This is a genomic window from Chryseobacterium sp. 27AL (assembly GCF_057815395.1).
In genome coordinates this window covers 1,151,175-1,175,561 of the sequence record NZ_JBYRIW010000001.1, presented here as the reverse complement: position 1 = coordinate 1,175,561, position 24,387 = coordinate 1,151,175, and the positions used below count along the sequence as shown (strand labels likewise).

General features: G+C 36.1%; 15 protein-coding genes and 1 CRISPR repeat array. Of the genes, 6 read left to right on the top strand and 9 right to left on the bottom strand.

The window, feature by feature from the left end:
- Nucleotides 1-159 precede the first annotated feature (159 nt).
- Genes cas9 through cas2 form a run of 4 tightly spaced genes read left to right on the top strand, consistent with a single transcriptional unit; the run spans nucleotide 160 to nucleotide 6,182 of the window.
- Nucleotides 160-4,404 (top strand): type II CRISPR RNA-guided endonuclease Cas9, encoded by a 4,245-nt coding sequence (gene cas9, locus AC3WV0_RS05115; RefSeq protein ID WP_488844540.1) that lies wholly within the window; start codon nucleotides 160-162, stop codon nucleotides 4,402-4,404.
- An 11-nt stretch (nucleotides 4,405-4,415) separates the two neighbouring features.
- Nucleotides 4,416-4,934, top strand: a complete 519-nt coding sequence (locus AC3WV0_RS05110) for a DUF6155 family protein (RefSeq protein WP_488844538.1) — start codon at nucleotides 4,416-4,418, stop codon at nucleotides 4,932-4,934.
- Between the two features lie 19 nt (nucleotides 4,935-4,953).
- A complete protein-coding gene (gene cas1, locus AC3WV0_RS05105) occupies nucleotides 4,954-5,847 on the top strand; it encodes a type II CRISPR-associated endonuclease Cas1 (protein WP_488844536.1) in 894 nt (297 codons plus the stop codon).
- Nucleotides 5,844-6,182, top strand: coding sequence for a CRISPR-associated endonuclease Cas2 (gene cas2, locus AC3WV0_RS05100; protein WP_488844534.1), 339 nt, complete (start codon nucleotides 5,844-5,846; stop codon nucleotides 6,180-6,182). The genes cas1 and cas2 overlap by 4 nt, the downstream gene beginning before the upstream one ends.
- Nucleotides 6,183-6,240: 58 nt before the next feature.
- Nucleotides 6,241-8,675: direct repeats of the CRISPR family, unit length 47 nt; unit sequence GTTGTGTTGTATCCCAAAGATACGGATAAATGAAAGCAATTCACAAC.
- Nucleotides 8,676-8,746: 71 nt separating this feature from the next.
- Here cas2 and AC3WV0_RS05095 read toward each other — a convergent pair.
- The 9 genes from AC3WV0_RS05095 to AC3WV0_RS05055 all read right to left on the bottom strand — a co-directional run bounded on the left by AC3WV0_RS05095 (nucleotide 8,747) and on the right by AC3WV0_RS05055 (nucleotide 21,251).
- Entirely contained in the window at nucleotides 8,747-9,445 is a 699-nt protein-coding gene (locus AC3WV0_RS05095; RefSeq protein ID WP_488844532.1) for an IS1 family transposase, read from the bottom strand.
- A gap of 96 nt (nucleotides 9,446-9,541) precedes the next feature.
- Entirely contained in the window at nucleotides 9,542-10,246 is a 705-nt protein-coding gene (locus AC3WV0_RS05090; RefSeq protein WP_488844530.1) for a hypothetical protein, read from the bottom strand.
- On the bottom strand, nucleotides 10,243-10,860 hold the full coding sequence (locus AC3WV0_RS05085; RefSeq protein ID WP_488844528.1) for a hypothetical protein: 618 nt from the start codon (nucleotides 10,858-10,860) through the stop codon (nucleotides 10,243-10,245). The genes AC3WV0_RS05090 and AC3WV0_RS05085 overlap by 4 nt, the downstream gene beginning before the upstream one ends.
- A gap of 54 nt (nucleotides 10,861-10,914) precedes the next feature.
- Nucleotides 10,915-11,421 (bottom strand): hypothetical protein, encoded by a 507-nt coding sequence (locus AC3WV0_RS05080; protein WP_488844526.1) that lies wholly within the window; start codon nucleotides 11,419-11,421, stop codon nucleotides 10,915-10,917.
- Nucleotides 11,402-12,580, bottom strand: coding sequence for an RHS repeat-associated core domain-containing protein (locus AC3WV0_RS05075; RefSeq protein ID WP_488844704.1), 1,179 nt, complete (start codon nucleotides 12,578-12,580; stop codon nucleotides 11,402-11,404). Before AC3WV0_RS05075 ends, AC3WV0_RS05080 begins: the two co-directional genes overlap by 20 nt.
- Before the next feature lie 156 nt (nucleotides 12,581-12,736).
- On the bottom strand, nucleotides 12,737-13,159 hold the full coding sequence (locus AC3WV0_RS05070) for a DUF6896 domain-containing protein (protein WP_488844524.1): 423 nt from the start codon (nucleotides 13,157-13,159) through the stop codon (nucleotides 12,737-12,739).
- Nucleotides 13,160-16,693: a DUF6443 domain-containing protein gene (locus AC3WV0_RS05065; RefSeq protein ID WP_488844522.1), complete on the bottom strand. Its 3,534-nt coding sequence runs from the start codon at nucleotides 16,691-16,693 to the stop codon at nucleotides 13,160-13,162.
- 7 nt (nucleotides 16,694-16,700) lie between these two features.
- Nucleotides 16,701-19,475: a hypothetical protein gene (locus AC3WV0_RS05060; protein ID WP_488844520.1), complete on the bottom strand. Its 2,775-nt coding sequence runs from the start codon at nucleotides 19,473-19,475 to the stop codon at nucleotides 16,701-16,703.
- Between the two features lie 6 nt (nucleotides 19,476-19,481).
- The gene (locus AC3WV0_RS05055) at nucleotides 19,482-21,251 is read right to left on the bottom strand and encodes a T9SS type A sorting domain-containing protein (RefSeq protein WP_488844518.1); all 1,770 of its coding nucleotides are present in this window, start codon (nucleotides 21,249-21,251) and stop codon (nucleotides 19,482-19,484) included.
- A 1,575-nt stretch (nucleotides 21,252-22,826) separates the two neighbouring features.
- Here AC3WV0_RS05055 and AC3WV0_RS05050 point away from each other — a divergent pair.
- On the top strand, nucleotides 22,827-23,108 hold the full coding sequence (locus tag AC3WV0_RS05050; protein ID WP_488844517.1) for a helix-turn-helix domain-containing protein: 282 nt from the start codon (nucleotides 22,827-22,829) through the stop codon (nucleotides 23,106-23,108).
- Between the two features lie 511 nt (nucleotides 23,109-23,619).
- The gene (locus tag AC3WV0_RS05045; protein WP_488844515.1) at nucleotides 23,620-24,261 is read left to right on the top strand and encodes a DUF6266 family protein; all 642 of its coding nucleotides are present in this window, start codon (nucleotides 23,620-23,622) and stop codon (nucleotides 24,259-24,261) included.
- Nucleotides 24,262-24,387: the final 126 nt, after the last annotated feature.

Here is a 24,387-nt window from a genome sequence, read left to right as displayed (position 1 = left end):
AAGAGGCAACCCAAATGTTTTCACAACGGAATAATCCTTATTGTGAATTGCTTTCGGTTACAAATCTAAAAATTATTTTTTTATCCGTTTTATGGTTTTCCGTAAAATATTTATTTTTTTTCTGTTTATTTTTATACAATTTCTAAAAACTAATAGATTATGACTAAAAATATACTTGGATTGGACTTGGGAACAAACTCGATTGGTTGGGCATTAATCAATCAGGATTTCGATAAAAGAGAAGGTAAGATTCTTGGAATGGGAAGTAGAATTATTCCCATGTCCCAGGATATTCTTGGAGAATTTGGTAAAGGAAATTCTGTTTCACAAACAGCTACAAGAACGAATTATAGGAGTGTTAGGAGACTTCGTGAACGATTTCTTTTGAGGAGGGAAAGACTTCATAGGGTTCTTAATATTTTGAACTTTCTTCCTGAACATTATGCTTCACAGATTGATTTCGGAAAACGATTTGGAAAGTTTAAAGAAGAAACAGAGCCTAAGTTAGCATATAATAACACTGGATTTATTTTTAAAAATTCATTTGAAGAAATGCTTTCTGATTTTAAAAATCATCAGCCAAAGCTTTTAGAAAATGATAAAAAAATACCTTACGACTGGACGATTTATTATCTCCGCAAAAAAGCACTTTCTCAAAAAATAGAGAAACAGGAATTGGCTTGGATTCTTTTGAACTTTAATCAGAAACGTGGTTATTATCAGTTGCGTGGAGAAGATTTTGAAGAAGAGAAAGATAAAACATTCGTACGCTTAAAAGTTGATAAGATTATAGATTCAGGAGAAAATATAAAAGGTAAAATATTATATGATGTCTATTTCGAAAATGGTTGGAAATATGATAAACAAATTGTAAAAACAGAAGATTGGATAGAACGTGTAAAAGAATTTATTGTTACTGAATCATTCCTGAAAAACGGTGATATAAAAAGAACTTTTAAAGCTGTTGATTCTGAGAAGGATTGGATTGCTATCAAGACTAAAACCGAACAGGAAATAGACCAATCACATAAAACTGTCGGAACCTACATTTACGAAACGCTTCTTCAAAATCCGAAACAAAAAATCAAAGGAAAACTGGTTCGTACGATTGAAAGAAAATTCTATAAAGACGAGCTAAAGCAAATTTTAGAAAAGCAAAAAGAATTTCATCCCGAATTACAAAACGATGATTTATATAGTGATTGTGTTCGTGAATTGTACCGAAATAATGAAGCGCATCAATTAACGCTTAGCAAAAAAGATTTCGTTCATCTTTTGATGGAGGATATTATTTTCTACCAAAGACCATTGAGAAGCCAGAAATCTTCTATTTCAAACTGTACTTTGGAATTCAGAAAATACAAAGATGAAAATGGAGCAGAGCATATACAATATTTAAAAGCGATTCCGAAATCCAATCCTTTTTACCAGGAATTCAGAATTTGGCAATGGATGTTTAATCTCAATATTTACAAAAAAGATTATGATGAGAACGTTACGGAAGAATTTTTAAGCACTACTAAAGATTTTGAAAACCTTTTTGAGTTTTTGAACAACAGAAAAGAAATTGACCAAAAAGCATTACTCAAACATTTTAAACTGAATGATAAAACGCATCGCTGGAACTTTGTGGAAGATAAAAAATATCCCTGCAACGAAACCAAAACGATGATTTCTTCGAGATTAGATAAGGTCGAAAATATTTCTGATGATTTCTTGACGAGAGAAATCGAGCAAAAGATTTGGCACATCATCTATTCTGTCAATGATAAAGTTGAATATGAAAAAGCTTTAAAATCTTTTGCTAATAAAAACAATTTGGATGAGGTTTCTTTCTTTGAAGCATTTAGAAAATTTCCACCTTTCAAAAGTGAATATGGTTCTTTTTCTGAGAAAGCGATTAAGAAACTGTTGCCTCTGATGCGATTGGGAAATTATTGGAATTATGCCGATATCGATAAAAAATCAAAAGACAGAATTCAGAAAATCATCAATGGCGAGTATGACGAAAACATCAAAGATAGAGTAAGAGAAAAAGCAGTTCATCTTACTACTGAAAATGATTTTCAGGGACTACAATTGTGGCTTGCTCAATATATTGTTTACGGAAGACATTCAGAAGCTTCAATGAGTGGGAAGTGGAATTCTGTAGATGACCTGGAAAGCTTTTTAAAAGATTTTAAACAGCATTCACTTCGTAATCCAATTGTGGAACAGGTCATTACTGAAACTTTACGGGTTGTAAAAGATATTTGGCTGAAATACGGAAACGGAGCCAAAGATTTCTTTAATGAAATTCATATCGAGTTAGGAAGAGAAATGAAGCTTCCCGCAGACGAGAGAAAAAAATTAACGAATCAGATTTCTGAAAACGAAAATACCAACCTCCGTATCAAAGCTTTATTGGCTGAAATGATGAATGACCATTCGGTGGAAAATGTCCGTCCGTTTTCGCCAATGCAACAGGAAATTCTGAAAATCTATGAAGATGGTGTCTTAAATTCTGACATACAGATTGATGATGATATTTTAAAAATCAGTAAAACCGCACAGCCTTCTTCTTCAGATTTAAAACGGTACAAACTTTGGCTTGAACAGAAATACAAATCGCCGTACACCGGGCAGGTAATTCCTTTAAATAAACTGTTTACACCTGAATATGAAATTGAACACATCATTCCGCAAAGCCGGTATTTCGACGATAGTTTCAGCAATAAAATCATTTGTGAATCTGCGGTTAACAAATTGAAGGATAATTATATCGGGCTTGGATTTATCAAACAGTTTCACGGTTATAAAGTTTCCGATAAAATCAAAATATTTGAAGTTGATGAATATGAGGACTTTGTAAAAAAACATTATGCCAATAATCGAAGCAAAAAAAATAAACTTTTATTAGAGGATATTCCTGAAAAAATGATTGAACGCCAGCTAAATGATACACGTCATATCAGTAAATATATTTCCGGTGTGCTTTCTAATATTGTTCGTGCAGAAGATGGAACGGATGAAGGTGTAAATTCTAAAAACATCGTTCCCGGAAACGGAAAAATTACAACACAGCTGAAACAGGATTGGGGACTGAATGATGTCTGGAATGATTTGATTTTACCTCGTTTTGAAAGAATGAATCAATTGACAAATTCTGAAAAATTCACTACTTGGAATGAAAATCATCGAAAATTTTTACCAACTGTTCCTATTGAGGATTCAAAAGGTTTCTCCAAGAAAAGAATAGACCATCGTCATCATGCCCTGGATGCTTTAGTTATAGCTTGCGCAACGAAAGACCACGTGAATTTGCTTAATAATCAGTCTGCAAAATCGGAGACTAAACGTTACGATTTGAAGAAGAAACTGATGAAGTTTGAGAAGGTTAGCTATATTCATACTCAGACAGGTGAGAAAATCGAAAAAGAGATTCCGAAACAGTTTTTGAAGCCTTGGAAAAATTTTACAGTTGAAGCTAAAAATTCTTTAGAGAAAATAATTGTAAGCTTTAAGCAAAATCTTAGAGTTATCAATAAGGCTACAAATTATTATGAAAAATATGTAGAGAAAGACGGTGTAAAAATAAAGGAAAGAGTAGAGCAGACTGGGACAAATTGGGCGATAAGAAAGCCAATGCATAAAGATACAGTTTCTGGTAAAGTAGATTTACCTTGGATAAAAGTTCCTAAAGGAAAAATGCTGACTGCAACGAGAAAAAGTATTGATACCTCTTTTGATTTAAAATCAATACATTCTATTACAGACACGGGAATCCAGAAAATTCTTAGAAATTATCTGGAATTCAAGGGTAGTCCGGAACTTGCATTTTCGCCCGAAGGAATAGAAGACCTCAACAAAAATATTGAGAAGTACAATGATGGGAAACCACATCAGCCTATTAATAAAGTAAGAGTGTTTGAATTGGGAAGTAAATTTCAGGTAGGGCAAACAGGAAATAAAAAAGCTAAGTATGTAGAAGCGGCAAAAGGAACCAATTTGTTTTTTGCGGTGTATGAAGATAAAAACGGAAAGAGAAGTTATGAAACTATTCCTTTAAATATTGTTATAGAAAGGCAAAAGCAGGGATTACCTGCGGTTGATTTAAAAGGAGCAAATGATTTTTACCTTTGCCCTAATGATTTGGTGTATATTCCTTCAGGGGACGAAATTGAAAATAAAAATAACATTGATTTTAAAAACTTACCAAAAGAAACTATTGAGAAAATTTATAAAGTGGTAAGCTTTTCAGGAGGGCAAATATTTTTTATAAGACAAGATATTGCTACTTCTATTGTAAATAAGGCGGAGTTTTCCACTTTAAATAAAATGGAGCGTTCGATGGATGGCTCTATGGTGAAGGAACTTTGTATAAAATTAAATGTTGACCGTTTGGGAAATATTTCAAAAGTATAATAAAAACATGTATGTCAAAAGCATTATTAAAGAAAGAGCTTCAGAATCTTACTAAAGAACAAATTATTGAACAGATTTTAGATCTGTATGAGAAGAACAAAGCAGTAAAAGAATTTTATCAATTCTATCTTAATCCTCATAACGAAAAAGAACTGGCAGATAAATATAAAAAACTCATTCGTAAAGAGTTTAATGTAGAAAATCCAATGCGGAGCACCGAAAAATTTTCGGTAGCAAAACGGGCTATTTCCGATTTTAAAAACTTGCAGCCATCACCCGAGTATCTGGCAGATGTAATGTTATATTTGCCCGAAAGTGCCTGTGAATTGACAGCTTTGTATGGTGATTTTTCCGAACAGTTTTATAACGGAGCCTTCAACAACTTCAAAACAGCATTGGAATTTTTAAAGAAAAACAATTTGTTAAATGCTTTCAAATCACGTGCTGAGCAATGTGTTAAATGGTCGCAATACTGTGGTTATGGTTTTGCCGATGATATGGAATATATTTTTAATGAATATTATTATTGAGTGATAAAAACTAAAAACTATGATCACTCGCTCCATTTACATCGGCAATCCCGCTTATCTTAAACTCAAAGACGAGCAGATGAAAATCCTCTGTCCGGAAACCAAAGTGGAGAAGGGGAGTGTTCCTGTGGAAGATCTGGGTTTGCTGATGCTGGATCATTATCAGATTACCATTTCGCATAACCTGATCCAGAAAATGATGGGAAATAATGTGGTGGTCGTGAGTTGTGATGCTCACCATTTACCGCACGGAATCATGCTACCGCTGTATGGACATACCGAACATTCCGATCGTGTAAAAGATCAGCTGGAAGCCAGTGAACCGTTGAAGAAACAGCTTTGGAAACAGACGGTAGAATGTAAGATTGAGAACCAGAAAAATGTTCTGAAGAAACTGGGAAATTATTATGAACCGATGATTGAATATCAGAGAAATGTAAAATCAGGCGACGTCACCAACATGGAAGGTATTGCGGCGCAGCATTACTGGAAATATCTGATCAGTCTTGATTTTTTGAGACAGCGTTTCGGGGATTCTCCCAACCAGTTCTTTAATTTCGGTTATGCCGTTCTCCGGAGTATTGTTGCAAGAGCTATCGTGGAAACTGGGTTGCTGCCCGTTCTTGGGATCTTTCATAAGAATAAATACAATCCGTATTGTCTTGCCGATGACCTGATGGAGCCTTACCGTCCGTTTGTTGATTTACTGGTGATGCAGTGGCTGAAAATTAATCCTCAAACTGAAGAGCTGTCAAAAGAATTCAAGGCACACATACTGCAGATTGCCACAAAAGACGTACGTATTGATGACAAAACAAGGCCATTGTTAGTCGCCGTCAAAACGACGGCCTCATCGCTTTACAAATGCTATACCGGTGAAAAACGGCTGATCTCTTATCCTGAACTGATATGAATGCCGAAAGGTTTAATGCATACCGAATTATGTGGGTTTTAGTATTATATGACCTCCCGACCGAAACGAAAGCAAATATGAAAGATGCCAATCGTTTCCGGAAAGCGCTTATCGATGACGGATTTATGCTGTTCCAGTTTTCGATGTATGTGCGCCATTGCCCAAGCCGTGAAAATGCTGATGTGTATATCAAAAGGGTGAAGTTTATGCTGCCTAAAGCAGGGAAAGTTGCCATCATGTGCATTACGGATAAACAGTTTGGGGATATCGAGATCTTTTTTGCCAGGAATAAAGAAGAACCGCCTCCAACCTTTCAGCAACTCGAATTATTCTGATTTTTTAAATTCTAAATCATAAATAAACCCACTGCAATTCAGTGGGTTAAATGTTGAGGTTGTGTTGTATCCCAAAGATACGGATAAATGAAAGCAATTCACAACTAGTCCGGTAGGTAGGTAGTTTGCAGTAATGTTGTGTTGTATCCCAAAGATACGGATAAATGAAAGCAATTCACAACCACGATGGGCAATGGCTAAATTTAAAGTTGGTTGTGTTGTATCCCAAAGATACGGATAAATGAAAGCAATTCACAACAGATGTCCAAGAATGATCTTGAATCAATCTGTTGTGTTGTATCCCAAAGATACGGATAAATGAAAGCAATTCACAACGGTTAGGTTTATTGAATACAAGGTATGACGGTTGTGTTGTATCCCAAAGATACGGATAAATGAAAGCAATTCACAACAACCTCATGAGATAAAAAGAATGTATCATGGTTGTGTTGTATCCCAAAGATACGGATAAATGAAAGCAATTCACAACTCAATCTTTTTTTATTTTTGCTCTACAAAAGTTGTGTTGTATCCCAAAGATACGGATAAATGAAAGCAATTCACAACAGTGTTGTTTTACGAAAAATTATGTAATTAGTTGTGTTGTATCCCAAAGATACGGATAAATGAAAGCAATTCACAACAGTGTTGTTTTACGAAAAATTATGTAATTAGTTGTGTTGTATCCCAAAGATACGGATAAATGAAAGCAATTCACAACTTCAACAACATCTGCAAAAGATTTTATTCCGTTGTGTTGTATCCCAAAGATACGGATAAATGAAAGCAATTCACAACGAGAAGATGGATCGATGCCAGGATGCACTAGTTGTGTTGTATCCCAAAGATACGGATAAATGAAAGCAATTCACAACGGGTCTAAGATTTTTAATTCTTTTGCCATCGTTGTGTTGTATCCCAAAGATACGGATAAATGAAAGCAATTCACAACTGCTGCCGTTTCAGCATTTAGCGCTATAGTGTTGTGTTGTATCCCAAAGATACGGATAAATGAAAGCAATTCACAACTGGTATTCTTTTTTAGTATTTGCGCCCCAAGTTGTGTTGTATCCCAAAGATACGGATAAATGAAAGCAATTCACAACCATAACTACTTAATTTTATTTTCATATTTGGTTGTGTTGTATCCCAAAGATACGGATAAATGAAAGCAATTCACAACATAGCATTCTTAATATTTTCTGATTCGATAGTTGTGTTGTATCCCAAAGATACGGATAAATGAAAGCAATTCACAACCAAGTATTCTGCATTCCATTCATCCACATAGTTGTGTTGTATCCCAAAGATACGGATAAATGAAAGCAATTCACAACCAAAGAGACTGAACAGGAGTTGGCTTTGGAGTTGTGTTGTATCCCAAAGATACGGATAAATGAAAGCAATTCACAACAGAATATCTGTAGTATTATCTTTACCGAGAGTTGTGTTGTATCCCAAAGATACGGATAAATGAAAGCAATTCACAACCGTCGAGTATCGCAAGAGTAGATTGTCTCTGTTGTGTTGTATCCCAAAGATACGGATAAATGAAAGCAATTCACAACTAATTGCATCATGGTAAGCATTTCCAGAATGTTGTGTTGTATCCCAAAGATACGGATAAATGAAAGCAATTCACAACTAGTGTCTACCTTTAATTTTCGATGTCCCAGTTGTGTTGTATCCCAAAGATACGGATAAATGAAAGCAATTCACAACCCGATCAACAGTAGAAATTAAAAGACATTAGTTGTGTTGTATCCCAAAGATACGGATAAATGAAAGCAATTCACAACACATATCCTCTGCCATAATAGGGGGAGTATGTTGTGTTGTATCCCAAAGATACGGATAAATGAAAGCAATTCACAACTCAAACGCTCTACGTATTAATAGCATAGCCGTTGTGTTGTATCCCAAAGATACGGATAAATGAAAGCAATTCACAACGGCGGAAATACACCCCGTATTGATATGATAGTTGTGTTGTATCCCAAAGATACGGATAAATGAAAGCAATTCACAACAGTTTCGGAGGCACTTAGAGAATCAGATACGTTGTGTTGTATCCCAAAGATACGGATAAATGAAAGCAATTCACAACTAGCCAGAGCATCTGGATTTAGGCGCTCGAGTTGTGTTGTATCCCAAAGATACGGATAAATGAAAGCAATTCACAACAGTTCCGATTACAGGAACTGAAGTTAAGGAGGTTGTGTTGTATCCCAAAGATACGGATAAATGAAAGCAATTCACAACCAAAAACTTTATGTTTAAAGATCGCTATTCGTTGTGTTGTATCCCAAAGATACGGATAAATGAAAGCAATTCACAACAATAGCCATCTTTTCCCAAAACTAAAACCGGTTGTGTTGTATCCCAAAGATACGGATAAATGAAAGCAATTCACAACAATTTTTTTGATTGTTTAAACTTCTCTTTTGTTGTGTTGTATCCCAAAGATACGGATAAATGAAAGCAATTCACAACTAAAGCTGAATCCCTGACATGCCAAAAGTTGTTGTGTTGTATCCCAAGATCTTTTTATTCATTACAATTATTTAAGTCCAAAAACAGATTCTAAGAATAGCATTAAGAATAATTATACTTTTGCTGAAACAAATACTCCGTCTGTTGAATCTTTTGAGATTTGTTCTTATGGTAAGGTTCATTCTTTCAATGGAATTTGTTCCGAATCGTTGGGTTGAATGGACTTGTTTAGGAATTAAATATTGGTAATTTCTAAGTTTGTCTGTATATATCTTTTCTGCTTGTGAATTAATTAAAGTTTTAATAATTGTCTTTAAAGTTTTATTAGTTCTTTTTCCCACATGAAAACTAACAATTTTCTTAGTTATTTTATTAATGGCATAAGCCAACCACATCTGGTTTGATTTATTACCGATATAAAATCTCATTTCATCTAATTCGTAGGATTGATGTAAAGGAATTTGAGGCGAAGAGATCTGATTTGAGATAAAAACCATCCTTTTAAGTAATGTGGTTGTTGATATTTGTAGCACTCTCGCTATACTTCTTAAACCTAATCCCTCTTTTGTTATTTGAATAATCTGGGAATTAATATTCTTCTCATAAGCTTTATAACTGTAAAATTCTATAAACCTTTTATGGCAGTTTTTACAGAAATATTGTTGTTCCCGTGTTTTCGTAGTTCCGTTTTTTACAATATTTTTAGAACAGCAATTAATACAGATTCCTGCATCACTAACTTTGATACACAAGGAATGATTTTCAACCATTTAAGAATGTTTTTATCGACAAAATAAACAAGAAGCCGACTCGTGAAATGAGACAGCTTCTTTGTGTTTTAAAGGAACGATCGGAGAATATCGGTTTTAATGTTGTAATTCAATTTTGTTACTTTCAATTTTTCCTGTGAAAAAAACATAATTTTTCAGTTTTTGTTTTTGCTCTTTCGTTAAATATTTTTCTATGGATTTATCTACATTAAGTTTTAATAATGAACTATATTTATTATCGTCTTCAAGTATATAAGAATCAAGCAAATTATTTTCTGTATTAGTAATATTACGCAAGTTAAAAATTACCGAAAATTTTATACTGTCTTTTGGTTTAATTAAAAGCAAGTTCTTTACTAGATAGTAATTTATTTGAGCAACATAATCTTTTTTTATTTTATTTTTTACTTTCCAATTTTTTATTATGGAATTATATTCCTTTTCTAAGGAATCCCTTTTACCCTTCACCTTTTGAAATTCAGATAAATCATAATAGGGATTGCTTGTATTAGTAATTAATTTATTTTTATTACTATCATATATATTTAATGTAAGAGCTAAAAAAGGGTAATTTTTACTCCAGTTTTCTTTTGATACAATGTGGTTATCATTAAAATAACCTTGTAATGACAATGTATCAAGAACGACTGCAATATTTTCATTACTATTATTATAAATGACAATATCTGCATTTTCTTTTTTTGAATCTAATTTCCAGCTGATATTTAATTGAGAATAAAGGTTGTTTGTTACAATTAACAGTAGGAGTGTAAAGTATATTTTTAAAGTTTTGTAAATCATTTTAAATCATTTTTTTTGGTATTGTAAATAATAGTACGTGCTCTATTCAACTGATTTATATATGGACTTAATTTATCAACGGTGTTTTGATCGTACATTCCCCAACCTTTCGGACCATAATAAAAAGAAGCAGCTTCAAAACCTGTTAATCCGCATAATTTTGAGTTTCCAGACTGCATCTCCCAACTCAAACCATTCGATTCTTTATAAAGCCCAAATGTATTACGAAATGGAATACTCGATTTATCTCCAAACTTCGTGATCTCAATAAATTTGTCTTGAAAAAATCTATTATCAAATACATGATTCATTTCATGCCCTAAAGTATAAGCAAAAAACAATAAATTGTCAATTTTTGACATCGTAAGATATACATATTTACCTACCGTTTCTGCAGGATGTTTGCCTTTATCGTCCTTTATAAATTCAGCGTCTGTTATTTCATACAATTCTGTAAGAGATGAAACACCAACTAATAATTTCCCCAAATCTTGGTAGCTTGTTTTAGCATCTGGATTAAAACCTGCATCAATCAATTGCTGTCTTAAATTTAAAACAGCCGTCAGTTGCATAAAAGATTCAAGGCTTCCTAATGTAATTCCTGTGCTTCTCATAATGTCGCCAATCGTAGTGGAACTTCCTCCACCACCTCCGTCTTATATTGATATTTACAGATCAATCTTTTTGCTCTTTTTACCCCATTTTTGATATAATTGAAAATCATGTATTTGATCTACGTTATAACCTCGAGCCTTTGAAGCAATTTCTTTTGTTTTGATATTGATGACTGAAAAGCCTCTTTTAAATACTTCATCTTCTTTTCTGAATTTTCTATCTACAATAGACATACATGGTACTCCTAATGAATCATGGGGAGGTATAGAAATTATATTAATTCCTTCAAGATTAATTTTTAATGTATCATTTTTATAAATATGTCTATAATTTTCATGAATATCTTTAAGGGAGATTTTAATTGTGTCGTCTGTAGGATTTCCAAAAAGTAAAAAAGTTTCAACATTTTTAATATTAGTCAATTCATTAACAGGATAATCACATATCAAATTTTGAAATGAACAAATTGGGCTATTACCTAATTTTGGATGCTTTTTACATGAGATAAAAAGAAAAATCCCAATTAGGATAAAATAAATATTAATTTTTATATCTTTCATAATTATATTTTGCATTAATATAGTTTTCTCTCATTTTCTTTTGAAAATCAGGTGTTGTGAGTTTATAAATTGGAGAGTTCATTTGATGTTGATAAATTATCATATGAGCTTTTTCTCCTTCTATCCATGTTTTTGGATTAAGAGTCAAATGGCTCACTTTTCCTCCTTCATGACTTAATGCGGAAATCATATTATATTTATTATTTATATAGGAAGAAACTTTTCCATTTCCTACCATTATTGATATAACTTTATTTTTTATATCTCCTGTCATAAGAGCATCTGCCATAAACTTTCCTCCATTATAACTAAATGTTTTTCCAACCATTTGTCCTGCTTCTATATGGTAAGTTGCTATTCCTAACGAAGTACTCTTTCCTTTAAGATTATTTAAATCTACACCTGCATATTTCGCATAATGATTAGCAATATTAGTAAGAGTAGAATAATTACTATCATTAAATGTAAAATCCTGTAACTGCATAGATAACCAAGGTGCAGTATTTAAATCTCCTGTAATGGGGTTTTGAAAGTCAATAACAATATTATTTGTTGCTTTATTATCAGTGTATAAAAACTGGCCAAACTGCTTAAAATGATCATCGGGTGGAGTGTTAAAATTAATACCAGGAAAATACAATTGAGCCATAATAGCTTGATAAGCTGCTGTTTCCCCGAAAGTGCTACTTCCCCCACCATATACTCCCTCACTTCCTTTCTTGCTATATCCAAAAGCGTCTTTTCCTATAAATTCTTCATAAGACCCCCATTGGGTGTAGCCTCCGCTTCCGAAAAAATCTAAAAGCCCTCCTCTTGGAATATCGGATACCACAGGTTCCGGATTGTAGGCCTTTCTGCCGTCCGGATCTACAAACATCACCGGGTTGTTCAGTGCATAATTGTAAGGAGAAAACCTTCTGGAGGTCTCTGTCAAAGGATCTATCACGCCCCATCTTGCGGTATCACTCATATACATTCTGGCTCCATAGTCATTCCATTTTGTTTCTGTCTGGTACTCTTTACCATTATACTGGTATTTGTAAGAAGTACTGTTGATAGAAAGAATATTGGTATCATGCTTCAGCCCAAACGGATAATACGAATTTTCTTCAATAACTTCTGCGCTGTCATTTGAGTCTCTAAAATAGTTCAGGCGCACATTTTCCAAATGATCTGTATAGCTGTAAATATATTGATTATTTTAAGATTTTTATATTAACATAAAATAAAAACAGATGATCCAAATGACCATCTGTTTTTTATTGATTTTATTTAAAATTATTCCCGATAATGAATTTAGGATGTAAATAAATATCTAAGGTTCATATGATCTAAAATTCGTTTGATAAATATTCCAGTTAATGTCATCGATTATTAACCAGTGCAAAATTCCTTTCTCAATCATATCAGATAAATCTTTTTTTAATACAATTTGATCTATTATAATCTCTTTATAATTACTTTCTATAAAATTTTTAAATTTCCAAAACGAAAATTTAACATCATATTCATTCAAAGGAGCTTTATCATATTCACATACAACTGCATTTTTTTCAACAGTAAATCCTGAACCATGTCTTATAAATTTATAAGGGTTAATAGTTCCTTTATCAATTAAATTACTTACCATATAGCTCCAAATATTTTCATTATTGGGTATGTTTTTCTCTTTTTTTATAGTATCCTCAAATTCTTTTATGAAATCTATATATTCTATTAATATTTTTTTTGTGTTCATTTATTTAAAAAGTCCAGCATTAATTTGTTTTACTTTATCTCCAAACATTTGCAATGCCCTCTGTCCAGAAACTTCAATTATTTCTAAAGTTTTGTTTTCTTGTATTGCAGCTTGTATCCTATGATGGCCATCTAAAATATATCTTTCTCCATCTTTTAAATAGACAACAATTTTTTCACTATATATACCCATCATATCACCTTTTCTCATTGACTCAGCCATTCCTTTGATTTTAGAAGTAACTTGTGCTCCTATTTCTGTAGACTTAAATGTTTTTAACGCATTTTTATTAGCTAATAAAAATTTAAGTTCTCCAACACCACCAATATACTCTAAAGGTCCTGCACCACCTATCGGTCGTACTCCAGTTATTTTTCCATCCGCATTAACATTATATGTTATAATACCATCTTCCCAAGTTCTAGGTTCACCTGTAGCCCATAATCTTCCTAAGAATGATGTTTTAGCCTCCAGAACTTTTTTGCCAATTGGGTTTGCTAATTTCGGACATTTAGGGCAATCATTATTATCGTTTATAAACTGCGTAAAGTCTATTCCTTGAAAATACTCTGGTTGTGCAAGATAAGCCATGATGTCTTTGTACATCTGGGTTTCTCCGAAGGTAGCGGCACTTCCCCCACCATATACTCCCTCACTTCCTTTCTTGCTATATCCAAAAGTGTCTTTTCCTATAAATTCTTCATAAGACCCCCATTGGGTGTAGCCTCCGCTTCCGAAAAAATCTAAAAGCCCTCCTCTTGGGATATCGGATACCACAGGTTCCGGATTGTAGGCCTTTCTGCCGTCCGGATCTACAAACATTACCGGGTTGTTCAGTGCATAATTATACGGAGAAAACCTTCTGGAAGTCTCCGACAATGGATCAATGACGCCCCATCTTGCGATATCACTCATATACATTCTTGCCCCATAGTCATTCCATTTTGTTTCTGTCTGGTACTCTTTACCATTATACTGGTATTTGTAAGAAGTACTGTTGATGGAAAGAATATTGGTATCATGCTTCAGCCCAAACGGATAATACGAATTTTCTTCAATAACTTCTGCGCTGTCATTTGAGTTTTTAAAGTAGCTTAAACGCACATTTCCCAAATGATCGGTATAGGTGTAAATATACTTATTTTTTTCAAAATCGTAATAGCCTTCAGAAGTAGGAACAAATTTTAATAGGGGATCTGAAGGACTTCCTGTGTATTTCTCTTCATACTGAAAACCATCAAGATAATCGGTAATGGTGCTTGCTTCCAGGTTAGTCTTTCCTGTTCCGTAGGTATAGATCTTTCTAAGCTTCACTCCATCTGCCCTGTACAGGTATCTAGTTTTAACATTATAATCTATTTCGGTTCCGGTAAACCGAGGGACATAGGTTTTGTTAAATTTGACCAGATCCGGCAAATCAAGGATGTTATAATCGATCTGTAAAATTCCTTTGTCCTGATGGTCTTTCATATTGCCATTGGCGTCATAAGAGATTGCCGTTCCGGAAGTATCAGGATAACCGGCATAGTTACCCGATCCGTCATTTACAGAAAGGAGCTTATTACCTGCATAGGTATAAGTAAGGTTGTCGATGAGTTCAGCGGTGCCAGAAAAATTTTTTGTATTCCTTTGAAGAGATGTGATGTTTCCGGCAATATCATAAGCAACCGATTCATTGTAGAAATCATTTTTCGGAACAGAAGTATTGGGTTCAGCGTAGGTTCCTTTAGTGAGCCTGTTCAGATTGTCATACTGGTAACTGTATTTTTTCAGCACATTATCCTGTGCAGAGTTCCAGCTTATTTCGGAAATACTTCCATTGTATTTACCTAAGGCAGTACTTGACGGATCATAGTAAGAAAGGGAGTAACCGAAAAGATCTGTTCCCAGGTTGGCAGGATCATTTACTTTGGTTACCGATCCCCTGATATTGTACGTGTAATCTATACTCTGCAGGTTGTTTCCCACTTTTTTATTGGCGAGTTGTGAGAGTTCGTTATAGGTATTCTCGGAAAGCAGCTCCTGGGGAAAACTGTCTACCTGGTGCCACTGTTTTTTCAGGCGGTTCTGAGCATCATATTCAAAAGCCTGGGTGATTGTTTTCGGCGTATCTGAGGATAGTCTGGCGTGAGTAATTCGGGTCTGCAGTACCACCCCTGCAAAATCCAGTGAAGATTCTGTTTGGGTAAAGCCTCCCAAATAATTAATCGAATGGGTGCCGATTGCCCTTGCTTTGTTGTCGTACCAGATATAGCTTTTGGTCCAGTTGTCATCTTCAATATTCTTTACATACGAAGCGGTGGGAAGGTTTTTGGTATTCACGGAAGCGCCCATATTGTCCCCTATGGTACTATTAGAGAAGATCTGTGAAGGTCTTTCAGGACTTCCGGCAGGATAGGTGTCGAAATAATGCACACTGAGGATTTTGGTAAGCGCCGTAGGATATACAGCGTTGGTGTAATAAGCCGTTACACCGGTAGCATTAAACCCGGTTGTACTTCTGATTTCATTTTGTGCTGTTGCAGTATTGTTGACGTTATTCTGCTCGGCCTGCCGGCCTTCACTTCCATAGTTGTACGAGCTGGTAAAGATTCCGGTATAGACGGCTCTTCCAAATTTGTCGTATTTGGTGAAAAGCCATTGTTTAGAGGCTCCCATATTGGCATCCTGCGACATCAGTACACGATCCTGCTTATCATAGACGATATATTCCCATCCTTTTCCGGGAAGCTTCTTTTCTACCTGCCTTCCTTTGCTATCGTATCGGTACTGGTAGCAAAGATCGTTGAGAAGAGTGGTGGTCAATGCCTGTGAAACCGCTAGGGGAGGAATAACATAAGCCAGCTGCCCATACTTGTTATAAACATAATAAGTATCCGTATTCTCTTTCCGTACGAGAATGGTTTGTCCTTTTCCGTTTGTAAACTCTGTGGTAATATGGCCACCTTCATCCGTGACAGAAGCTTTCATCAGCTGCCCGGCACTGTAGTTTCCGGACAGGGTGATGGCATTATCGGTGGCACCGTTTACCCATGAGGTGGTCACGGTATATTTCTTCACCTCAGTGGCGGTATTCAGCGCATATCCGTAATTGATGGAATGTCCGTGGTAGTCTGTTCCGGGTTTTGTGGTGGAAAGAAGCTTTGCGGCAGGTGAGTTTTCCAGAACCGATTCGGAATAGAAATACGGATCTGAACCATAGGTTTGTGAAGCACTGGACTTAGGATTGGTGTAGATGGCGCCGTTTTGTGTTCCGGGCTGCGGAATCGGCAGGTAAGACCGTAGCTGTCTTCCAAATTGATCATATTCAACAGGTACGGCAATGTCTTTCCCTGTTGGTGAGCTTTTGATGCTGATGGTCTGCCTGAGCCTGCCCAATCCATCGGAATATTGTACCGCCTCTGTTTTTTTGCTGCAGTCTTCATTCAGGCAGTTTTTGGTGTAGATATAGTTTTCGCTTGTTGAGAGATTGGTGGTCTGTGCAGAAACAACAATCCCCAACAAAAGGCTTACTATTGAAAATATGTTTTTCATGGTTCTGTTAAGGTTTGTAGTTATACTGATTTTCTTTAATGATCTGTCCGCTGGCATTTTTCACTCTGAATAATCTTCCCGAAGCATCATATTCATAGCTCTGTTTGATCCCGTTGGAAGAAATAGAATGGGTAACGCCAACCAATGGATCATAAGCAGATACGGATATCGGATATTGCTGCAATGCGGGATCAAGACGTAAGTTTTCCAAAGCAGTAAGCAATGCGGCTTCATTGGCCGGGTTGTCTGCATCCGCATTGGAAGCGGTAATGGCAGCTGCAATGGTGGAGATAGAAGCTATATCGCTATATTTTGCTCCGGTAATCTGTGCGATCGGAAGCGTCTGATAGTATCCCCAAATGGTAGTAACGGAATTCCCGGCTTTGTCTGTGGTCTGCACCAGGTTTCCTTTGCTGTCGTACACATCAAAAGTTATTTGTGTTTCCGCGATCTGTTTAAGGTCGATTGATTCCAGCGAGGTCGGATAAAGATGACTCGTATCATCATATTTGGTTGTAACTTTCGTCATGATGGTGCCGTCAGTTTTGGTCTCTATCTGCAATGGAACAGAAATTATATTGGCATTCACCAGACGGGTATTTGCAAGCTCCGCAGCATATTTCGTGGAAACTTCCGTTACCGAGCCATCCTGTGCCGTGGTTTTGGATAAGGACACCTGAAAATTATCCGGGTTGAATGTCGTCTCGGAAATAGTCTGGTAGGAAGTCTGATTCAGATAGGTTTTATTTGTTTCTTTTGTGTACTGTAGCCATGATGGTTTGGTCGTTCCTGATGAAAGATTATACTGGGAAGTATTCAGAATCTCCTGGAAATTATATTCATATTCGGAAGATTCCGTCAGCTGGTTCTGATTGTTATAAATTTCTTTCTTTTCCATGATTCCTGCGGAAGTGAAATTGTAATAGGGGAAATAACTGTCATAGTTAAGCTGATAATCATTGGGTGTCTTAAAATAATACTGAATGTAGCCATTGTTCTGTACTCCGGAGATTTCTGTTTCTTTTACATTCTTATATAAGATAAAAATATCATATGGAGAACTTGAGTTGATATAATTATCATTGTAATAGCCTTCTCCCGAAGAATCCATAGAGTTTGCAAATGCATTATACTCAAATTTTTTGGTTTTTACCAGTGTTCCGTCGGCATCATAAGAGCGAATCATTTTTACCCTGGCTCCTGCTTTTACAACTTCCTCATTTTTATAGGGAGAAGGCATTGTTTTCAGGGTGTACTTCCGTATAGCTCCTTTCGCACCGCCTTTTGTTACCAGCTTATAGTTTCCGGCAAATAATTTATACAGCGTATTCGAACCGCATGCTGTAGGCATCAAAAGCTGATTTCCGGAATTTCTCATTTCATAAGTAAAAGGAATAAGATTTCCATGGGGATCTGTAGTAAGATACAGCTCACTGATAATCACTTCAAAATACGTATCCCCGGATCCGCCTGCCGTAAGCGGATAATTGTTGGTTATATTGGTGTCAAATGCAGTCTCTGAGGTCATTTCATAATACTGAGTTTCCCAGTTATGAAATATGTTGCCTGAATTTTTGTCAAGATATACGGTATTAGCCTCAAAATCATACACTACAGAACCTTTGGTGGGGAATGTTATTTTTTTAAGAAGTCCCATTGAATATTTTTTCGGGCTTAGGGTCTGGCTTTCGCTGCAAAGGAAATTACCATATCTCATATCATTATAGTAACCGTATTGCGTGGTTGATCCTTCCTGATCATATTCAAACAAGGTTTCTTCAGCCACGGCCAGATTTTTATTCAGCTTTTGTACAGAGCTCAGTGCCTTTCTCTGCTTTATAGTACCCACCATCTCGTTATCCTGTGATGTTTCGTCCGCCAGTAAAACAGTTTCTGAATAGAGAAAGTGATACCTTGACAGAAGATGGTCCGCAGGATCTGTCAACGTTATGCTGTTAAGGGTATAAGGATCGTCTTCCAGCACATCATTGTCACGGGTTTCTTCGTAGCTATAATTAAATTTTAATTTTCCCTTTGCCGTAAAAATCGTATTGATCTTGCAGTATTGGTATTTCTTGATGGAAGAAGTACCCATGTACTTTATTTTTTTATCATAAGTGTAGTTTACGATTTCATTATCATTGGGATCTTTGACCTGGGTTAGTACAAACGAAGTTTTATAATTGATTGAAGTAATATCTCTGAAAAGGCCAATATTATACTCATTAAAAAAATATTGAAAGCCATTATCATCGGTGATTTTGAAGGAGTTGATGATAAATTTTGTACTGGAAGCATCTTTTACATATTCTATCTTTACTTTTTCTCCGGTCATATTATTCAGCACTGGATTACCGGTTTCCGCATCCCTGTAAATCTTGAATTTTCCGGAATGCCCGGGAATGGAATAATAGAATATATCCGCCTGTTCTTCATTAATATCTGCCCACGGCTTTGTTTCATCAATGTCATTGGCTGTCTGCCGGGTAATGATTCCGGAAGTAAATAAAGACCATCCCTGTCCAACATCACTGGCCGGAATATTTGGTTTTGCATTGTACACATGGTAAGACAATGTTATATTTATGGGAAACTCCTTACTTGAGCTCTCCAGCTGATAGATCGGAATACCGATATTCGGAACCCCGGTAGCAGCGGATACGGCTGTATTGATATAATTGGAAAGAGATCCTGTAGTGGGCTCCGGTAAAGTGGCGTTCTGAGCCTGTATGCCATTGTATAACAATGCCGCTAGAAACGCACTTATTTTTACTTTTTTCATGTCTGTTTATTTCTTAATCAGTTTAGCACTCGCTGTTTTATTATCATTTGTTTTCACGCTCACCAGATACGCTCCCTGAACCAGCGCCTGCATATTAATCTTCGTTACCTTATTCTTCGTCTTTACACTCTGCAGCTGCCTTCCTCCCATATCATACACCGTAATCTCCGCTTCAAACGAAGACTCCCCTCCTTTGGAGGGGTTGGGGGAGGCTCCTATTTCCACATACGCATAATCACTCACCGGATTCGGATAAATCCTAATATCCTGCTTCTCAATCAACTGGTCAATCTGCTTATCTCCCAGCTTTACAATCTTCCAGTTCTCTTTCCCCAATTCTTCAGCGCTCGTTCCGGCCAATACAATTGAACCGTCTCTGTTTAATTTAATATCCGAAAGTCTCTCTTCTTTTTTCTTTGATTCTCCCTTCACATGTTTTCTCCACTGTTCGTTTCCATTCTGATCTAAATACAGCATCCAGAACGTTTCATCATCATTTTCAATTCTCCCTTCAGCTTGGGTATAACCGCCCAGCAAAATCCCGGATGTCACATCCTGATTCCTGGCTCTTTCTCCTTGGCTCTTTGTAATCACACTCATCCCCATCAGCACATCCCGGTTTTTAAAATTGTACGATTTCTGCCAGATTTCTTCCCCTCTTTCATCGAGTGAAATCAACCATAAATCGGTTCCTTCTTCAATTCCGACCGTTTTATTTCCCGATCTTTCCGATCTCGATTCTCCTCCGATTAAATAGCCTGTAGAAGTCAACGCCAGGGTTCTCAAATGATCATCACCGTTGCCCCCGAAATTCTTCTCCCATTCCACTTTACCGTCTTTGGAAAGCTTGATGATCCAGTAGTCACCCTCACCATAGTTGCCGGTAGCTTTAGCATGATTGATAATTGATAATTGATGATTGATTCCTGAATTAGAATTTATGTTCTGAGAACCATCATTCATCATTGATTGTTTATCATTCATTGTTACCGCACTACTTCTCGAATACACACCCAATAAGGCCCCGCCATCCTTCGTCGGAATCATCTTCTCCACCTCATCCAAACCTTTTCCGCCCAACACCAGTTGTGATAATTCTTTCCCGTTTTTATCCAGTCTGACTACCAAAACATCTTTCGACCCATAGCCTGCTGTTGCCTGTGTTCCCGATGTTCCCTGAGGCTCTCGAAGGGAACCCTGAGCGGAGTCGAAGGGAAGAGAGCCGAAGGCAGCATTCCCCGCCACAAAAAATCCCATATCCGTCGTCTGGATCACCGCTCTGGCCTCTTCATCCGAAACGCCGCCAATGGTTTTCTGCCACAATTCATCCCCGAATTCGTTAATCCTTATCAGCCAGATATCAGAACCTCCTCTGGAATCTTCCTTTTTATCCAGACCTTTTCCGCTGAAACTCGTTCCTGCAAGAAGAAACCCACCTTCCTGGGTATTTACGGTTGCAGAAAGAAAATCATGGTTTTGTCCCGAGAAATATTTTTCCCAGACTTCTTCACCCTGCTGGTTTAACTTAATTAAATGATAGTCGTAACCGTTGTTCTGCTTTTCCTGAGATTGCCCCGGTCCCTGAGCCAGTTTACCCTGAGCGGAGCCGAAGGGAAGGGTGCTTCCAGTTATCAAATACTGCTGGTCAATAGTCGTGGTGATCTGGCTTAAAAAATCCTGCGTTGAGGATTCGATGTCTTTCTGCCAGACTACTTCCTGGGCGGAAATGCTCAGGAATGTGCATAAAGTTAATGCACTGGAATAGAGTCTTTTCATACGTAGCGTTGAATTGTTGAATAATTAAATTGTTATGTTCGTTGTGGCGAAATTAGAAAGGTTTTTTCTTAAGAAAATAAGGGAAACCTCATCCTTGCAAAATGATGGTGGTCTTTATGAAGGATTGCCCGAAAATGAGTGGTTGTTATCATGGTTAAATTTTTAATGTTCCGATGTAAAGATCAGATTTCAATCTGACGGTAAAACTACTCTTTAACGGCGACAGACCGTGTCGTATTATTTTAAGAGATCTGTTTTTTTCAGCGGTGAAACGTTTTTTCTTTACATCTGCTGCGAAATTATAAAAAAATATAGATAAAACAATGATACATTGCTAAAAATTAATCTTCAAAGGGTTTAAACTTTTTAAAGAAATAAACTCTATGGTTAAGCGTAGACTTAATAGCAGAAGCAATATGCCTTCTTTGCCTCTTGAAGAATTAAACTGAAAAACTTGTTTAAACTAGTTTCAGAATTAACCGCAAAAGACAAAAGATGAGTCAATTTTATCTAAAGTTGATAACTACAATGAAAAAAGGTCACAATAGCTTTAAAAATCTTCGATTTTTATTCTTTTGAGAACCTTGAATATTCTAATCAATGCTTTAAGATTATCTTTTGTGGCTTTTGCGGTTATATAAAAAGTTCAAGCAAACATGAAAAATAAAACTTTGCGTTTTTATAATTTTTTGGAATATAACTTTAAAAGTTTTTATATGAAGAACCACTTAAACGCAAAGAAATTGTTTTTTTAATTGATAAGTGAGGCAAAGAAATTCCGTCAGAGACGGATGATTAAGCGTCCGCTTAAAGGCAGAGCAATCTGCCCTCTTTGCCTTCTTGAATAAATTAGGCTAAACATAAAACTTTGCGTTTATAATCTTTATCGAATATAATTTAAAGTTTTTACATGAAGAACCTCTTAAACGCAAAGAAAAATGTTTTTTAATCGATAAGTGGAGCAAAGAAATCCGTCAGAGACGGATGATTAAGCGCCCGCTTAAAGGCAGAAGAAATCTGCCTTCTTTGCTTTCTTGAAGAATTAAACTGAAAAACTTGTTTAGACTAGTTTCAGAATTAACCGCAAAAGAGATACAAAAGATGAGTCAATTTTATCTAAAGTTGATAACTACAATGAAAAAAGATCACAATAGCTTTAAAAATCTTCGATTTTTATTCTTTTGAGAACCTTGAATATTCTAATCAATGCTTTAAGATTATCTTTTGTGGCTTTTGCGGTTATATAAAAAGTTCAAGCAAACATGAAAAATAAAACTTTGCGTTTTTATAATTTTAAGGGATGTCATCTAAAAAATTTTAACAGCTTTCTTCAAAAAAAGTTTAAAAAAAATGCTGTGAAAAAAATTTACAGGTTAAGCTTGCAGGATTGTTTTTATTCTTTGTATTGTGAATTTTAACAAATATAAATCTCTCATAAAGTAGTATGAATTAAAATCCTGAAATGTCATTTTTGTCCATTATCCCTTTGGTGATCAAAGCTGCATAATAAATGTATCTCCCTTACGTTTGATTTAAAAAATGATAAAATTTATTACATAACCAACGAAGCGCAATATGAAAAAAAACTCAAATGCTCCGATGAATGAGGAGCAGCTCCTGACCGCTATTCTTGACATTTTCTCAGAAATCCTGGTTCATCTTCAGAAACCCGCAACCCATGAATCACCGTACTACGACAATGCAGATCTCAAAAGAATGCTGAACGTCAGTGACAGTACATTGCTGCGGATCAGGCGATCAAAGGATATTCCCTATGTCAGGATCGGACGGAAAATATTTTATCCCAAATGGATTTTCAACGATGATTTTAAGAGCCTGTCTAAATTTACTAAATAAATTTTTTATAGCTTTTCTTAATTTTCTAGATTAAATAAACTTTGTTTATTCTTTGATTTAACATTAAGAAATCTTTAGATTCGACGTAGTCAATTTTAGTAAGTTAGACTTTATTACGATTAAGAATCAATAAATTGATTTTTATTAAGTGTTTTAAGCTAAGGGGCTTAATTTCTTAATGTTATAAATAAATTACATTTAAACATTCTAAGAATGCTTTCAGAAAATGAAAGCATTTTTTTATGCCTGTTGGTGAAGCTCTCAAAAATATCCGTCAAAACCCGTCATTTTTTCCCGGAATCCTTCGGGCGTTCTTCGGAAGCTCTTCGGAAAAAGTACCGTTTTTCCGAAGCCGACCCGAAGGTGATCCGAAGGTGATCCGAAGAAAGTACCTCCGAAACCCGTCAAATCCCGTCAAAACGCGTCAAATCCCGTCATAGTTTTCACAGGCGATTGAAAATGGAAAATTCCGTTCTATCTTCGTTTCACTAATCTTAAAAATGCAAAAAAGATGGCAAGAATAACAAAAGGAATCCTTGGAGGATTTTCAGGAAAAGTAGGAACAATCGTAGGGGCCAACTGGCGTGGGCAGGATATTATCCGAAGTATGCCCAAACCGAACAACAGACCGCCAAGTGAAAAGCAGCAGCTCCAGCAGTCCAAATTTAAACTGGTTATCGCCTTTCTCCAGCCGCTCAAAAGTATTCAGACGAAATATTTCGGATCAGGGAGCGGTTCAAAATCGAGGGTGAATATGGCCGTATCTTACACCATCAGTGAAGCGTTAGAAATGGTGGGCGATGTTCCCGAACTGGTGTACAACAAGGTGCTGATCACCAAAGGCGACCTCACCGGTTTCCAGAATATGGCTGCCGCTCCGCAAACCGGAAATATCATCAGGCTGACCTGGGAAAATAATTCCACCCAGGGCAATGCTTCTGAATCCGACAGCATCAACGTGATCTGCTACTGTGAAGAGCTTGACCGCTTTGAAAATTTCGAATCCGTAGCCGCCCGCACCGACCTGACGAAAGATGTTACCCTTCCCGCAGCCTATGCCGGAAAAGAGATCCAGGTCTGGAGCTACCTCCATAATTCCAAAGGGACCTCAGCCTCCAACAGCGTCCACCTCGGCGCCATTACCATGATCTGATGTTATGTAATCTCCACCATGCCGGTGGAGATTTTAGCTTCGAGAGCCTCAGCTACCTTTGAGGTGTTAGTGTTATATAGCAGTTGTATAGAAACGATGCCTGAGGTTCTCGAAGGCAGAGTAACC